At 45.6% G+C, this 16,407-nt stretch carries 11 protein-coding genes and 1 rRNA gene (1 of these 12 running past the window's edge); all 12 read right to left on the reverse strand.

Annotated elements, in window-relative coordinates; translation table 11 throughout:
* Positions 1-1,398, reverse strand: a 16S ribosomal RNA gene (locus IGI72_RS16640); it reaches 162 nt to the left of the window's first position.
* A 661-nt stretch (positions 1,399-2,059) separates the two neighbouring features.
* Positions 2,060-3,553: a lysine--tRNA ligase gene (gene lysS / locus IGI72_RS16645; RefSeq protein ID WP_005230758.1), complete on the reverse strand. Its 1,494-nt coding sequence runs from the start codon at positions 3,551-3,553 to the stop codon at positions 2,060-2,062.
* A gap of 96 nt (positions 3,554-3,649) precedes the next feature.
* Complete coding sequence (dusB, locus tag IGI72_RS16650; RefSeq protein ID WP_060791889.1) at positions 3,650-4,663, reverse strand: tRNA dihydrouridine synthase DusB; 1,014 nt, start codon at positions 4,661-4,663, stop codon at positions 3,650-3,652.
* Positions 4,664-5,545, reverse strand: a complete 882-nt coding sequence (gene hslO / locus IGI72_RS16655) for an Hsp33 family molecular chaperone HslO (protein WP_005230756.1) — start codon at positions 5,543-5,545, stop codon at positions 4,664-4,666.
* 142 nt (positions 5,546-5,687) lie between these two features.
* Entirely contained in the window at positions 5,688-7,796 is a 2,109-nt protein-coding gene (gene ftsH / locus IGI72_RS16660; RefSeq protein ID WP_010749000.1) for an ATP-dependent zinc metalloprotease FtsH, read from the reverse strand.
* A gap of 73 nt (positions 7,797-7,869) precedes the next feature.
* Positions 7,870-8,415 carry a hypoxanthine phosphoribosyltransferase gene (hpt, locus tag IGI72_RS16665; RefSeq protein ID WP_275853797.1) on the reverse strand — a complete coding sequence of 182 codons (546 nt, stop codon included), beginning with the start codon at positions 8,413-8,415 and terminating at the stop codon, positions 7,870-7,872.
* 19 nt (positions 8,416-8,434) lie between these two features.
* Positions 8,435-9,835 (reverse strand): tRNA lysidine(34) synthetase TilS, encoded by a 1,401-nt coding sequence (gene tilS / locus IGI72_RS16670; RefSeq protein WP_438754831.1) that lies wholly within the window; start codon positions 9,833-9,835, stop codon positions 8,435-8,437.
* Between the two features lie 100 nt (positions 9,836-9,935).
* Positions 9,936-10,379, reverse strand: a complete 444-nt coding sequence (locus IGI72_RS16675) for a S1 domain-containing RNA-binding protein (protein ID WP_010748998.1) — start codon at positions 10,377-10,379, stop codon at positions 9,936-9,938.
* A gap of 74 nt (positions 10,380-10,453) precedes the next feature.
* Positions 10,454-10,900: an FtsB family cell division protein gene (locus IGI72_RS16680; RefSeq protein ID WP_438754833.1), complete on the reverse strand. Its 447-nt coding sequence runs from the start codon at positions 10,898-10,900 to the stop codon at positions 10,454-10,456.
* Between the two features lie 83 nt (positions 10,901-10,983).
* On the reverse strand, positions 10,984-11,250 hold the full coding sequence (locus tag IGI72_RS16685; protein ID WP_005230745.1) for an RNA-binding S4 domain-containing protein: 267 nt from the start codon (positions 11,248-11,250) through the stop codon (positions 10,984-10,986).
* Positions 11,237-12,868, reverse strand: coding sequence for a polysaccharide biosynthesis protein (locus IGI72_RS16690; protein ID WP_156236847.1), 1,632 nt, complete (start codon positions 12,866-12,868; stop codon positions 11,237-11,239). Before IGI72_RS16690 ends, IGI72_RS16685 begins: the two co-directional genes overlap by 14 nt.
* A 15-nt stretch (positions 12,869-12,883) precedes the next feature.
* A complete protein-coding gene (mfd, locus tag IGI72_RS16695) occupies positions 12,884-16,402 on the reverse strand; it encodes a transcription-repair coupling factor (protein WP_016608449.1) in 3,519 nt (1,172 codons plus the stop codon).
* Positions 16,403-16,407: the final 5 nt, after the last annotated feature.

A 16,407-nucleotide genomic window follows, 5' to 3' on the forward strand; every position in this document is an offset into this window, starting at 1 on the left:
AACGTATTCACCGCGGCGTGCTGATCCGCGATTACTAGCGATTCCGGCTTCATGTAGGCGAGTTGCAGCCTACAATCCGAACTGAGAGAAGCTTTAAGAGATTAGCTTAGCCTCGCGACTTCGCAACTCGTTGTACTTCCCATTGTAGCACGTGTGTAGCCCAGGTCATAAGGGGCATGATGATTTGACGTCATCCCCACCTTCCTCCGGTTTGTCACCGGCAGTCTCGCTAGAGTGCCCAACTAAATGATGGCAACTAACAATAAGGGTTGCGCTCGTTGCGGGACTTAACCCAACATCTCACGACACGAGCTGACGACAACCATGCACCACCTGTCACTTTGCCCCCGAAGGGGAAGCTCTATCTCTAGAGTGGTCAAAGGATGTCAAGACCTGGTAAGGTTCTTCGCGTTGCTTCGAATTAAACCACATGCTCCACCGCTTGTGCGGGCCCCCGTCAATTCCTTTGAGTTTCAACCTTGCGGTCGTACTCCCCAGGCGGAGTGCTTAATGCGTTTGCTGCAGCACTGAAGGGCGGAAACCCTCCAACACTTAGCACTCATCGTTTACGGCGTGGACTACCAGGGTATCTAATCCTGTTCGCTCCCCACGCTTTCGAGCCTCAGCGTCAGTTACAGACCAGAGAGCCGCCTTCGCCACTGGTGTTCCTCCATATATCTACGCATTTCACCGCTACACATGGAATTCCACTCTCCTCTTCTGCACTCAAGTCTCCCAGTTTCCAATGACCCTCCCCGGTTGAGCCGGGGGCTTTCACATCAGACTTAAGAAACCGCCTGCGCTCGCTTTACGCCCAATAAATCCGGACAACGCTTGCCACCTACGTATTACCGCGGCTGCTGGCACGTAGTTAGCCGTGGCTTTCTGGTTAGATACCGTCAAGGGATGAACATTTTACTCTCATCCTTGTTCTTCTCTAACAACAGAGTTTTACGATCCGAAAACCTTCTTCACTCACGCGGCGTTGCTCGGTCAGACTTTCGTCCATTGCCGAAGATTCCCTACTGCTGCCTCCCGTAGGAGTCTGGGCCGTGTCTCAGTCCCAGTGTGGCCGATCACCCTCTCAGGTCGGCTATGCATCGTTGCCTTGGTGAGCCGTTACCTCACCAACTAGCTAATGCACCGCGGGTCCATCCATCAGTGACGCAAAAGCGCCTTTCAACTTTCTTCCATGCGGAAAATAGTGTTATACGGTATTAGCACCTGTTTCCAAGTGTTATCCCCTTCTGATGGGCAGGTTACCCACGTGTTACTCACCCGTTCGCCACTCTTTTTCTTTCGGTGGAGCAAGCTCCGGTGAAAGAAAAAGCGTTCGACTTGCATGTATTAGGCACGCCGCCAGCGTTCGTCCTGAGCCAGGATCAAACTCTCATAACGATTTGTTTGAATGACCATACGGTCATTAAGCTCATAAAAATTAACTTTGCTAGCTATTGCTTGCATGTATTTGTTTCAATAAATTGAAACGTCCTACACATTGGTTCGTTTGCTTGCTTTGTTCAGTTTTCAAAGGTCTACCGTGCTGTATTAGCAACTTTTATATCATATCAGAGTGACATTTAATTGTCAACTCTTTTTTAAAAGTTTTTTTCGCTCGTTGCTTTTCAACTTCGTAGCGGCTGTCTCAGCGACTTAATTAGAATAACAAATGATTTGTTATTTGTCAACAACTTTTTTCAATTAATTTTGTTGATGTATCAACATCAATTAACTATTTTAAAATTGCGACTTCGTTATAATATCATCTGTCGAGCTGTGCGTCAACTACTTTTTTCAATTCTTTTTAGGAATTCATTTAGTCATTTGGCACATGTAATAATATACCAACTAAATCCCTTGCGGTCAATCATTTTCTATGGCTTTTTTCAATTTTTACAAACCCGTCTAATCGCATTGGATCCAGCTTTTATCGTTCGCATTTAATCCGTTTTCTGGCAACTATCGTGGCGTTTTTTCCTCTAATTCCTCGCTGTTTTTCACCCTGATCCAGCAGACAAGAAAAAAAGCCGCCCATCTCTTGCGAGTGGACGGAGTTTTTTTATCTCATTGTTGGGAATAATAAAACGTCGCGAATCGATTGCGCATCTGTCAACAGCATCACTAAGCGATCGATCCCGATCCCTAATCCACCAGTTGGCGGCATACCGTATTCAAGTGCTTCTAAGAAATCTTCATCCACCCCATGGGCTTCATCATTTCCTGCTTCGCGCTCTTTTTCTTGCCCTTCAAAACGTTCTCTTTGATCGATTGGATCATTTAGTTCCGTGAAGGCATTCGCAAATTCACGACCAACGATAAATAATTCAAAGCGGTCGGTAAAGCGTTCATCTTCTGGATTCTTTTTCGCTAATGGCGAAACTTCCACTGGATGACCGAAGACAAAGGTTGGCTGCTGTAACGTTTCTTCAACAAATGTCTCAAAGAATTCATTGATGATATGGCCAACAGTCATGGCATCAGTGATTTCAACATGATGTTCTTTCGCTAAGCTGCGGGCTTCTTCAACGGACATTGGTTGCCAGAAATCAACACCTGTTTGATTTTTGATTGCATCGACCATATGGATTCGCGCAAAGTCGCTAGCTAGATCGACTTCTTGTCCATCGTATTGGATCGTTGCTGTGTGCAAGACTTTTTCAGCAGCATTACGGATAATGCCTTCGGTCAGATCCATCACATCTTTGAAATCTGTATATGCCGTATACGCTTCTAACATCGTAAACTCAGGATTATGGGTCGTATCGATGCCTTCATTTCGGAAAACGCGGCCGATCTCATAGACTTTTTCCATGCCGCCCACGATCAATCGTTTTAAGTGAAGCTCAAGAGCGATCCGTAAATACAGATCCATGTCTAAGGCATTGTGGTGGGTAATGAAGGGACGAGCCGCTGCACCACCTGCTTGATTATGCAATACTGGCGTTTCGACTTCGATATACCCATGACCGTCAAGGTAACGACGAATTTCGCTGATGATTTGGCTTCGTTTCATGAAACGATCAAAGCTTTCTTTATTACTGATCAAATCCAAGTAACGTTGACGGTAGCGTTGTTCTACGTTCGTCAAGCCATGGTATTTGTCAGGCAATGGACGCAATGCTTTTGATAAGATCACGATTTCTTTGGCTTTGATGGTCACTTCACCGGTATCGGTCTTCATGATTTCACCAGATACGCCGAAGAAATCACCTAAGTCTGCGTGTTTGAATACTTCGTAAGGTTCATCCCCTACTTGGTCTTTACGTACATATATTTGAATACGGCCTTCGCGGTCTTGTAAATGCGCAAAACCAGCCTTACCTTTTCCACGTTTTGTAACGATTCTTCCTGCAATGCTTGCTGAAAGATTCATTTCGGCTAATTCTTCTTTGGTTCTTTGATCAAATAACTCATGTAACTCGGCAGAATTATGGGTGCGTTCGAATCGCTTGCCAAAAGGATCAATGCCTTCTTCCCGTAGTTTTTCCATCTTTTCACGGCGAACCAACATTTGATCATTCAATTCTTCTTGTGTTTGTCGTTCCTCTGTCACGAGTTTTCCTCCATTCTTAACTTGGGTTTCCTTCTTATAATGCCAATGATGACGCAAAAAATCAAGCCGAACTTTCGAATCGACTTGATTTGTTTCTTATTCCTTAAGAGTTGCTAGCGGCTGTTTTTCGGTCTTTTCCACAAATGCATCTAATAAATCAAAAATCGTCTGCTTATCTTCCGCTTGGTTGATAGCTGCCTTCACTTTGGCTGCCCGCGAAATACCTTTTAAGTAGTACGCAGCATGTTGACGAAATTCTCGCGAAGCGATTTTTTCCCCTTTTAGATCAGCCAAACGTTCTAAATGAAGTTTCGCTGTCGAAATTTTTTCTCGCGGTGTTGGTTCTGGCAATAACTCGCCTGTCTCCAAGTATTGCTTGGTGCGGTGGATCATCCATGGATTGCCTAACGCTGCCCGTCCGATCATCACTGCATCTGCACCGACTTCTTCCAACATTCGCTTGGCATCTTCAGGGGTTTTGACATCGCCGTTGCCCATAAAGGGAATCGTGATACTTTGCTTCACTTGTTTCAACACGTCCCAATCAGCCGATCCTTCATACATCTGTACACGGGTTCTGCCATGCATACCGATCGCTGCGGCACCCGCTGCTTCTGCGGCTTGGGCATTTTCAACCGCAAAGATGTGTTGCTCATCCCAGCCGATCCGCATTTTTACGGTAACGGGCTTGTCGATCGCACTGGAAACAGCATGGACCATTTCATAAACCTTGTCGGGATCTAAAAGCCACTTCGCACCAGCTTCTGCTTTGATGATTTTGTTTACAGGACACCCCATGTTGATATCAATGATATCGGCAGTTGTGTTTTCTGCGACAAATTGCGCTGCTTCTACTAAGGATGCTTTATTCCCACCAAAAATCTGAATACTAAGAGGATGCTCGGTCTCGTCAATAAATAGCATCTCAAGGGTCTTCTTGTTCCGCAGTTGAATCCCTCGATCACTGATCATCTCACAGACGACTAAACCCGCGCCAAATTCTTTGACTGTCACACGAAACGCAGAATTGGTGATCCCTGCCATTGGCGCAACGACGACGCGATTAGGAATCTCAACCGACCCGATCTGCCATGTTTGTCTATCTTTCACTTACGCTTCCGCCTCTTTCTTCAATGCCGCTAATTCCGTTTCATCAAAATGATACTTGTTGCCACAAAACGAGCAGACTGCCTCTGCCCCGTGGTCTTCATCGATCATCGCTTGGATCTCATCAGCCCCCAAGGTAATGATGGCCGTCGCAAATTTTTCTTTCGTGCAATCACAATGGAACTGGACTGGCATTTTTTCTAGTACTTCGATCGTCGTGTCTGGCAACAATGTCGCTAAGATCTCTTCTGGTGATTGTCCTTCATCGATCAAGGTTGATACTCGAGGCAATTCTCCCAAACGTTTTTCGATGGCATCAATGATCTCTTCACTGGCACCAGGCATGATCTGCAGCATAAACCCACCGGCTGCCCGAATTGAATCATCGGTTTCTACTAATACACTCAGACCAACAGCAGAAGGAATCTGTTCTGACACTGCTAAATAATAAGTAAAGTCTTCCCCAAGCTCCCCAGAGACGATCGGTGTTTGTCCAGAGAAGGGTTCTTTTAGCCCTAAGTCTTTGATCACGGTAAAGATCCCTTGGTCACCCACTGCGCCCCGAACGTCCAATTTCCCTTGAGGGTTCAACGGCAGACTGATCTGCGGATTTTTTATGTATCCTTTTACGTCCCCACGGCCATTGCTGTCTACGACGATTGCCCCAGCAGGACCATTCCCTTGAATTTTGACGGTCAATTTGTCTTCCCCTTTTAAGGTACTGCCTAATAACAAACTTCCCACCATCGCTCGCCCTAAAGCAGCGGATGCCGTATTCCATGTTTCATGGCGTCGTTGTGCTTCGGCGATCGTTTCTGTTGCCGATACTGCATATGCTCGGACGAAGCCGTCATATGCTAGTGCTTTTACTAAATAATCCTTCATCTTGATTCTCCTTTTTATTCATTAATGAATCATACTAGGAAGCGCCGCTTTTTTCAACTGAATGTGTTTGAATTTAAGGAAAGTCTTCTTAAATAGAAACAAAAAGGCACCGAGTTTCCTCGGTGCCTTGATACGTCTTGTTTTAGGCGTTATCATCTTTGTTTTCTTGATCAGTCGGTTGGCTTTCGCTATTGCGGCGAACGTCTTCCAATTGTTGATCAAAATCGTTTGATGGTGCATCTTCGCTGTGTTTTTCTGCAGCTTGCTTCTCTGCATCTTTTTCTTCCAGCGCACGTTTCGCTTCTTCAAACGTTTGAGCTTTTTCACTAGGATACTCAGAGCTTTCGGTTCCTTCAGGCATTTTGCCTTCTTCAAACAAGGATTTGATTGCTTTGGCATCTAATGTTTCATGTTCAAGCAGTTTTTCAGCGATCAATTTGTGCTGTGCACGGTGTTCTTCAATGATTTCATGGGCTTTTTGATGAGCATCCATTAAAATCTTGCGAACTTCTTGATCGATTTCAAAGGCAACTTGTTCAGAGTAAGCTTTTGTTTGACCATAATCACGACCAACAAAGACTTGATGGTTTCCTTCATATTGAACTGGACCTAACTTGTCACTCATTCCATATTCTGTCACCATGCTTCTTGCAAGCGCAGTTGCTTGTTCAAAGTCATTGGAAGCACCCGTTGATTGTACACCGAAGATGATTTCTTCAGCCGTACGACCACCAAGCAACCCAACGATTTGTTCAAACATATCTTCTTTGGTCATCAAGAATTGATCTTCTTTCGGCAAGGCGATCATGTAACCACCCGCACGTCCCCGAGGAATGATCGTTACTTTGTGTACCACACGGGCACGACTCAAGACTAACCCAACAATGGTATGTCCTGCTTCATGGTAAGCAACCATTTCACGTTCGCGTTTGTTGATGACCCGATCTTTCTTCGCTGGACCAGCGATCACGCGATCTTCTGCTTCATCGATATCTGAAGCATCGATTTTTTTCTTGTTACGACGAGCAGCAACTAATGCCGCTTCGTTCAAGACGTTTTCCAGATCCGCACCAGCAAAGCCTGGTGTTTGTTGGGCAACGACTTTCAAATCAACATCATCTGATAAAGGTTTGTTGCGGGCATGGACACGGAGGATCGCTTCACGACCTTTCACGTCTGGACGACCAACCAAAATCTGACGGTCAAAACGACCTGGACGTAGCAACGCTGGATCTAAAACATCCGAACGGTTCGTTGCGGCAATGACGATCACGCCTTCATTCCCATCAAAACCATCCATTTCAACCAACAACTGGTTCAATGTTTGTTCCCGCTCATCATGTCCGCCACCCATACCGGCACCACGTTGGCGACCGACTGCATCGATTTCATCGATAAAGATGATGGCTGGTGCATTTTTCTTCGCTGTTTCAAATAAGTCACGCACCCGGCTTGCACCGACACCGACAAACATTTCAACGAAATCTGAACCAGAGATCGAGTAAAACGGTACGCCAGCTTCACCAGCAACGGCTTTGGCTAGTAACGTTTTCCCGGTTCCTGGAGGCCCCTCAAGTAAGACACCTGCTGGGATACGAGCACCTAATTCAACGAAGCGTCGAGGATCTTTCAAGAATTCCACGACTTCGACAAGCTCTTGTTTTTCTTCTTCTGCACCGGCTACGTCTGAAAAACGCACGCGGTTGGCTTTTTTATCCGCTTCTTTGGCTTTTGATTTGCCAAAGTTCATCACACGGCCGCCACCGCCACCGCCGCCACCTTGTTGGCTCATCATCATGTAGAAGAAGAAAATGATGATCACAAGTGGTAAGAAGCTAACCAAAAGCGATAACCAAATGCCGCTGTTGGATTCTTCTTCGATCGTGGTTTTGACCCCTTCTGCCGAGGCCAAACTGGTGACTTCGCTTAGTGTGGAATCATTCGGTAAAATGATCGTTGAAAAGCGGGTCGAACTCGCCTGTGTATTACCTAAAACAGACAAGCTGTTGTCATTGCTGACGGTTTGTTCTTCATTGTATTCACCCACGATTCGATACACACCGTTAGCGGGTTGAACAGTAAACTGTTTGATCTTCCCGTCTTTCAGCTGCTCTGTAAACGTGGAGTACTCGATCGTTGGGGTCTGCTGATTGCCATTTCCAAAAATGAAATATACGACCATGACCATCGCCAACAAGACAAGTACATAATATAAGGTATTTTTTACCATACCGTTATTTTTCTTATTCATGCGTACCTCCCTGGCTATTTTGTTTTATCAATCCTGACCATTTAATTGTATCACAATTGATTTAGAACAGTCACTAATTTGACTGATAAACACTAGGTTTTAAGACGCCAACGTAAGGTAAGTTTCGATATTGCTCTGCATAGTCCAGTCCATATCCAACAACAAACTCATTTGGCACATCGAAGCCGACATAATCTGCATTGATCTCAACGACACGACCTTCTGGCTTATCTAATAACGTTACGATTTTCACTGATTTCGCTTTACGGTATTTGAATAGATCCACCAGATAAGCCAATGTGCGACCGCTGTCAATGATGTCTTCAACGATCAAGAGATCACGGCCCTCAACATTTGTATCTAAATCTTTGATGATCTTGACTTCCCCAGATGAAATCATGGCATTGCCATAACTTGAGACATCCATGAAGTCTAACTCCAAGTAACAATCCATCTCACGAACGATGTCTGCCATGAAAGGAACGGCACCTTTCAGCACACCTACGACTAGAGGATTTTTATCCGCATAAGCCGCCGTTAATTCTTGACCAAGTTCCACACAACGATTTTTGATTTCGTCACGGGAAATCAAAATTTTCTCAATATCTTTATCTAGCATAAAGTTCTCCTTCCAACTCTTACTTCTGATATTTATAAAGAAGTATGTAGTGTATTTTATCAGTTTCTGGCGCAATACTCAAATAGGAAAATGTATGAGGTAGTAAGGCAATCACCTCTTTTTCAAGGTTTGTGACGACCCAACTTTTTTCTCGCACTTCATTAGGAATTTTTGAATCGATAAAAAAACGACTGATCTTTTTGGTCAGACCACGCGCCAAGCGGATTCGGTCTCCCGGCTGGCGCTTACGCACCACCAGCTCAGAGGAATAGTTTAGCGGTAAATCTTGGGAAAACTCTGACCAATTTGTGATTTTTTTGGGAATATGCTGTTCATTTATCGGAAAATACCCAATCCATTCCTTTTCAGAAAGATAGATCCCCTCCCCTAAAACCAGTCGCTGACTGACTTCTGTCAACGGCGCTGCAGGCTTTTGGGGAACAGTAACAGGTTCCAATAACAATTGGTCATAACTGCGCCGCAGCTGCCACTGTTTGTGCAACGCCAATTGCCATTGCCCTTTCTTTTCATCCAGCAGACGCAATACCTGCGGCAGCTGTTTTTGATTGAGGGGCTGCTTCGTAAAAGCCTCTGCTTGCTGTAAAAAACCCGCATAGAAAAAATAGCGTTGCGCTGGCGAAAACGTCGGCAGCTGCTGCAGATCGATCACTAAGCGAGCAGCTTGCTGTTGAACGAACGCAGACAACCATTGCTGCTGCTCTTGTTGGATCAGCTGATTGGCGAACTGTACTTCTTCAGAAAGCTGTTGAAAATGCGGCAGCAGCTGCGGATTTTCCGCTTTTAAGGCTGGCACTACTTGCTGGCGTAGTCGGTTTCGCAAATACAGCGGTTCGTGATTGCTTTCGTCTTCAAAGTAGGGAATCTGCTGTGCTTGCGCATAGTCGTAAATCGCTGCCTTGCTGATAGTAAGCAGTGGACGCAACAAGATCCCTGTGTGAAAAGGCTGCTGCTGTTTCATCCCGCCAGCCGATCGCAAGCGACCTTCTCGCATCATCTTCATCAACATCGTTTCTACTTGGTCATCACTGTGGTGAGCAGTCAGCAAAACATCATAGCCTTCTTGAGACATGACGTCGGCAAAAAACGTATAGCGAAAGTTTCGAGCGCTAGCTTCTACGCCGGTTTCTGGCGGATTTTCCCAGCACCGCTCGTAAAAAGGAATGCCGCGTTCTTGGCAGTACTGCCGTAAAAAAGCCGCTTCCTTGGCAGATGCTGGACGCAATTGATGGTTCACATGTGCCACACCAAAACACGGCTCTTTTTGCATTTCAGGAAACAACTGACAAAAGATCTGCAACAAGACCATCGAATCGACGCCCGTCGATACCGCCAGCAAAAAGCGGCGTTTTTTTTCAGGATCGATGGCAGTGAGTTGCCCTCGAACGGTTTGAATGACCATCGTTTGACCTCCTTCTCATTAGGTAATCCCACAAGAAAGAAAGCTGCAACAAAACGAACCAACAGTTTTGTTCCAGCTTTTTCCAACTTGCTATTCATGTTTAGTTACGGCGTCCGCCGCGGCCACCGCGTTTTCCTTCTGTATTTCGACGTAATGACGAAAGACGATCATCACTATCTTTTAGAAAAGAACTCATCAATGAATCGAAGTCTTGTTTATTTACATTCGTATTTTGATTGCGTGAAAAAGATTTTTTCGGATTTGGTCGATTGAATTCTTTTTTCGGGTATTCACGTTTTTCTTCCGGTTTATCTTCTGCTTTGCGGATCGATAGGCCGATTTTTCCATCGTTGCCGATTGCCGTAACAAGTACTGTCACTTCATCCCCAACAGACAACACATCGTGAATGTCTTTGACGAATCCGTTTGATACTTCACTGATATGCACCAAACCAGTTTTCCCTTCACCAAGATCAATGAACGCACCAAAATTTGTAATACCAGACACTTTGCCCTTTAGTTTCGCTCCAACTTCGATTGACATATAAAAAATGTTCCTCCTAATTTTTACCCATTTAAAATAATTCAAACTACTGCGCTGAGTAGGTATGACATTGCTTAATCTTGTGACTCTGTGGATGATGATTCTTGTTCGCTTTGCGAAGAACGCTCATTGGTGTTTTGAGAATCCGTCCCGTCTGGCAAGACTGGATAGATTTTTTCGCCATCTTTTGAGTAGAAGAATCGGCTGCGGGCCAATTTTGCCACGTACTCATCGTCTTGCAACAAGGCAACGTCTCGCTCCAGTGAAGCCACCTTTTGTTCTGCCTCTTTTTGTTCGGCGACTGTTTCCGCCTTATATTCCTTTAGCTTTTGCAGGCGCATTTGATCGTTGAACATTTGAATCCCTACGATCGCAAATATCGCTAATGCCGCCACGAAAAACGCCACCAGCCGACGTCGGCGAAACACGACTTGCCGCCGCTCTTTTTCAAACTTGGCAAATTGCTCTTTCGCATAATCGGTCTGCAATAGTTCTATTTTTTTATTTGATTCTTTTGCCACCTGAACTCGCTCCCGTCGCTGTCTTTGTTTTTTACATTATACCAACATCCGCAAAGCTTGTCTAACTGAAAATGCCGTAAAAATCAAGCATTTTCTGAGATTCTTTCCTCTGAAACGATCTCATACATTTTTGCAGCGTCTTCTTTTTTCGTCGATTCATGCAATTCATTGACTTTAACTTCCAAGACCTTATTCCCGAATTGAATGCGCATGGTATCGCCTACTTTGACGTCACTGCTTGACTTGGCTAATTTGCCGTTGATCTGAATGCGTCCCTTGTCTGCCACTTCTTTGGCCACAGAGCGACGCTTGATGATGCGGGAGATTTTAAGAAATTTATCTAATCTCATGTTTTTCACCTCTTCTTAATAGTTTCTTTCCAAATGGAACTAACAGCCATTCGCGAATCGTTAACAATTTGATTTTGATCGCTGCCCCGATAAAGGCTGCGCCTCCCAGACCGACACCGCCTAGGCAAAAAAGCAGTGCCTGTAGTCGATGGGTCAAAGGACCGTTCAATAAGATCGCAACGAAGCTATAATATAAGAATAGCACGCTTGCCATGATCCCTAAACAAATAAATAGTTTTTTTCCATAATTTCCTTCATGCCAAAAGTGATTGATGCTGCTTTGTGCTCGACGCTGTTCGGAAACCACAAAACAGCATAAGGTCGCGCCTAACCCCAACAGTGTACTGATACTCGCTCCTGCAGTCCCATACGAAGCAGTCAGCGGCCACATCGATAAACATTTGATCAAAAGACCGATCCCCGCAGCCAGCAAGCCGAAGGTATAGGTATTGCGACTTTGTTGAATGCTTTGATAGGCTTGGATCGTCGCCATCAGAGCGATAGAAAAGACAAACAATACCAGCGCCGCATTGCCAGAACCGTCTTTGAATAAGGCAAAGTTAATATAAGGCAGCAAAATCGCTAAGCCCACGGCGGAAGCCGAAGCAATCCCGATCGTCAGGCGCAAATACATTTTTGCCGACTTTTCAAACAGCTGCTGATTTTTTACCGTCAAATACTTGGTCAACGTTGGCAAAAACGTCGAGCTTAACGCCATCGCCACCACAAGACCTAGTTGGACGAGGGGTTGTCCGCGATCATAGATCCCTTTTGAAATTCGGGCTGCTTGTGCCGTCATCCCCCCCGCTTCTAGCGCATTGGTCAATAAAAACGAATCCGCTAACTGGAACAAGATCAAATAGCCGCTATAAATCGTCAACAGACCGCCTTCTAAGAAGAACCGTTTCTTCAACGAGGCGGATAAAACAGCGGGATTTTCTCCTGTACTGGTGACTGGTTTATGCCATAGCGATAGGCGTTTGCCGTTGATTTGTCGGCTATAATAACTTAAGATCCACCACGCCGCAAGGCCCCCGACTAAGGCACCCATCATGGCGACAGTCCCCGTTTGATAAATCGTCCAGCCCAATTGCTGGAAAGCTGCCGCAGCACCTAAAATCACACCAACTCTAAGCAGCTGCTCTACGACTTGGGAAACTGCTGTCGGCACCATTTGCAAATTTCCTTGAAACATTCCTCGATAAAAGGTCAAAGGCGGGACAAATAAGAAGGTAAAAGAAACGACTCGAATCAAGCCCGCCAGTTGGTGGTCCCCCATCACTTGTGCGATCGGACCGGCAAATAAAAAGGTCACCGCCCATAAACCGATCGCAGACCAAAGCACGAAAGGCGTCAACGCTTGCAGCCGTTCCTTGCTTTTCAAAGGATCGGGTTCTTCAGCGACGATGCGGGAGATAAACTGTGGCAACCCTGACAACGCTAACGTCATCGCCAATCCATAAATCGGATAGACTTGTTGATACACATAAAACCCTTCGTCCCCTACCAGGTTCTGAAAAGGGACCCGATAAACGGCACTTAAGATTTTTGCGATAAAGGAAGCGATCGTTAAAATAAACGCCCCTTCCATCGTACGCTTCAATTGTGATTTCGGCATCCCGCTGGTTCCTTTCTAGCCTTGGCTGGCGTATTTTTGTTCCCGTAACGCTTTGACAAAATCTTGGATTTCTAATAGCCAGGTGCTTTCCTTCATCACTGGCGGAATCTGTAATTTGATGGTCATTTGCTCATGATCGACACCCATCGTGGCTTTTAATTTAGTAGCTTTCAATGCTTCAAACAGCTGCTCCACCGAATAATTTTTCGTGCCGACTTTACTCAAAGTAAACGACACCGTCTGCTGCTGCTTGCGGATAGTTTCTAACAAGGCACGATCGCCGTTCATTTTGATCTCGCCCACCGTTAAGAGATGTGCCACTTCTACAGGGTATTCACCGAAACGGTCTAACAGATCATCTTGAAGTTCATCAACTGCTTCTTGGGATTCCAGCTCACGAATTCGTTTGTAAATCTCGATTTTTTGCCGTTCGTCTTCAATATACGAAGTCGGTAAGTAGGCATCGATCCCCAGATCGATCTCGACGGTCGTTTTTTCTGTTTGGGTATTTTTCCCTTGTTTCCGAGTGACTGCTTCAGACAGCATTTGCGAGTACATGTCAAACCCGACTGCATCGATAAAGCCGTGCTGCTGCGCCCCCAATAGATTTCCCGCTCCACGAATCGAAAGATCTCGCATCGCGATTTTGAAACCTGACCCCAACTCGGTAAAGTCCTTAATGGCTTGCAGCCGTTTTTCACTGACTTCATTCAACACTTTTTGCTGTTCATACATGAAATACGCATAGGCGACCCGATTGCTCCGACCGACACGGCCGCGCAGCTGATACAACGTCGAAAGCCCCATGTAATCGGCATTTTCCACAAACAACGTATTGGCATTGGGAATATCCACACCGGTTTCAATGATCGTCGTCGTCACCAACACATCGTATTGCCCTTCAATAAAGTCAAACAGGGTATTTTCCAATTGAATCTCGGTCATTTGCCCGTGGGCATACGCGATTCGTGCGTCTGGCACTAACGCCTGCAGTTCTTCGACTTTTCGCTCGATCGTATCGACACGATTATAGAGATAAAACACTTGACCTCCCCGTGCCATCTCCCGTTGGATCGCTTCTCGCACCGCTCCTGGATTCATCTCCATCACATAGGTTTGGATCGGGTAACGATTTTCTGGTGGTGTTTCGATCACAGATAGGTCCCGTACCCCCAGCATCGACATATGCAATGTTCGTGGGATCGGCGTTGCCGTCAACGTCAACACATCGACTTGCGAACGCAGTTGTTTCAAGCGCTCTTTGTGTTTGACCCCAAACCGTTGTTCTTCATCGATCACCAACAAGCCCAAATCAGCAAACTCGACATCTTTTGACAATAATCGGTGGGTCCCCACCAAAATATCGACTTGCCCTTTGCGCACTTGCTCGATCGTTTCATTCTGCTGTTTTTTCGTCCGAAAACGACTCAGTACCCCAACATTGACGGGGAATCCTTCAAAACGATCGACCATCGTTTCATAGTGCTGCTGCGCCAAGATCGTTGTCGGTACTAAGAAAGCCACTTGTTTGCTTTCTTTGATCGCTTTAAAAGCAGCCCGCAGCGCCACTTCTGTTTTCCCAAAACCAACATCCCCGACTAACAAGCGGTCCATCGGCTTTTCTTTTTCCATATCCCGCTTGATCTCTGCCGTACTGCGCAGCTGATCATCGGTTTCCGAATACGGAAAGGCATCTTCAAATTCTTTTTGATAGGCATCGTCTGGTTGAAAAGCATAGCCTTTTTCTGATTCGCGTTTGGCATACAATAAAATCAAATCATCTGCGATGTCTTCAATTTTAGCCGTCACTTTGCGCTTGGTCTTCGCCCACTCGCTGCCACCTAATTTATTGATTTTCGGTGTTTTCGATTCGGAAGCCACATATTTTTGAATCAAATTCAGTTGGGTGACTGGAATAAAGAGCTTGTCTTCGTTTTGGTACAAGATCGTCATGTAATCTTGGTGGACGCCATCGACTTCTAAGGTTTCCATGCCGATGTACTTCCCGATCCCATGATTCGCATGGACGACATAATCGCCCGCTTTTAACTCATTGTAGCTTTTGAGCCGTTCCGCATTGGTGACATTTTGCCTGCGGGCTCTTTTTTTGTTCATCTTTTGGAAAATTTCTTTTTCCGTAACCACCACTAGCTTGTCTTGCGGCATTTCAAAGCCGCTTTGCAAACGTTCCACCACGATTTGGGTGCGTCCTGTAAACAGGCGGTCTTGTTGCGTCTGCACGGCATAGATATCATGATCTCGCAGATCTTGCTCTAACTTCTTGGCCCGCTCTTGATCACTGACCAGAAAAATCACCGTCTGCTGCTGCTTCTCCCAGCGATCGATTTCAACTTTCAAGAGACCCATTTGGCTGAAAAACTGCTGCATCGGCCGGTATTGGAATTGATGGATCGCTTGGAAGCGAATGTTCCCCATTCCTTTTTGGAATAAAGAAAAGAAGCTGGTCACAAAGGTTTCTTTTTGCAGCAGCTGATGGACATCGATCCCGAATTGCTGTTCAGAAAAGACCCGCAGCTCCGCTAATTTTTGGGTATGCCACTCCGCCTCTTCCCGTTCGATCTCACGATTGGTCTCCATGATCCGAGCATAATCATCGATCATCAAAAAGGCATCTTCAGAAAAATAATCTAAGACACTCGTTTGCTGACGATACAGTAAATCCGTGTAATAACGGGCACTTTCACCAGGAATCCCCGCTTGCCATTGAGAAGCCAACTGGCCAAAATAATCTTCTAAAAAGGCGCGATCGGTTGCTTCTTTGGTGACTGCCAACCGTTTGTTCAATAATTCTTGCAGCTGCTTTTGCCCCGCAGCTAAATCTTCCGCTGAGAAAACCAATTCGGTAGTGGGTAAAATAGCCACTTGCTGCAGCGTTTCCACTGAGCGTTGCGTTTCCACGTTGAAAGAACGCATCGAGTCGATTTCTACATCGAATAACTCGATCCGTACGGGATATTCGGCGTTTAATGGATAAATATCGAGGATGCTCCCACGAATACTGAATTCGCCAGGTTTGCCAATCATTGACTGACGTTCGTAACCCATCAAGATCAATTGTTGCGGCAAACGCTCTAAATCGATCTCATCGCCGATCTGCCACTGAAATTGATTGGCTAACCAGGTTTTCTTTTCAGGCAAATACTTTCGCAAAGCCGCTACCGGCAACACATAGATCCCCGTTTTCCCTTGAGAAACAGCATTCAGCGCTGCCACGCGTTCTTCTCTGGCTTCTGGTGAAGAAAAAGCCATTTCGGCTGACAACACTTCATCCACTGGAAAAACGTAGACATCTTCCGTCACATTGCGCAGATCTTCGGCTAGTTGATTTGTATAATAGAGATTAGGTGTCACGACGATCACTTGTTTTTGAAATGCCTGATACACACCAGTGATCGCTAATGTTTTTGCCGATCCAGCTAGACCGGTCAGTAATTGCCGGGGGGCCTGTTCACGTAAACCTGTATGCCAAGCCGCCACTGTCGGCACTTTATTTATTAATTCAATTAAATCCATCTCGG

The sequence above is a fragment of the Enterococcus sp. DIV1059_2 genome, from assembly GCF_051713685.1.
Lineage (GTDB): Bacteria > Bacillota > Bacilli > Lactobacillales > Enterococcaceae > Enterococcus_D > Enterococcus_D casseliflavus.

Bases quoted from the DNA above. Each gene is read 5' to 3' on its own strand.
- hslO (WP_005230756.1), bottom strand. From the start codon at position 5,545: ATGAAGGATTATTTAGTAAAAGCACTAGCATATGACGGCTTCGTCCGA.
- ftsH (WP_010749000.1), bottom strand. From the start codon at position 7,796: ATGAATAAGAAAAATAACGGTATGGTAAAAAATACCTTATATTATGTA.
- hpt (WP_275853797.1), bottom strand. From the start codon at position 8,415: ATGCTAGATAAAGATATTGAGAAAATTTTGATTTCCCGTGACGAAATC.
- tilS (WP_438754831.1), bottom strand. From the start codon at position 9,835: ATGGTCATTCAAACCGTTCGAGGGCAACTCACTGCCATCGATCCTGAA.
- IGI72_RS16675 (WP_010748998.1), bottom strand. From the start codon at position 10,379: ATGTCAATCGAAGTTGGAGCGAAACTAAAGGGCAAAGTGTCTGGTATT.
- IGI72_RS16685 (WP_005230745.1), bottom strand. From the start codon at position 11,250: ATGAGATTAGATAAATTTCTTAAAATCTCCCGCATCATCAAGCGTCGC.
- IGI72_RS16690 (WP_156236847.1), bottom strand. From the start codon at position 12,868: ATGCCGAAATCACAATTGAAGCGTACGATGGAAGGGGCGTTTATTTTA.
- mfd (WP_016608449.1), bottom strand. From the start codon at position 16,402: ATGGATTTAATTGAATTAATAAATAAAGTGCCGACAGTGGCGGCTTGG.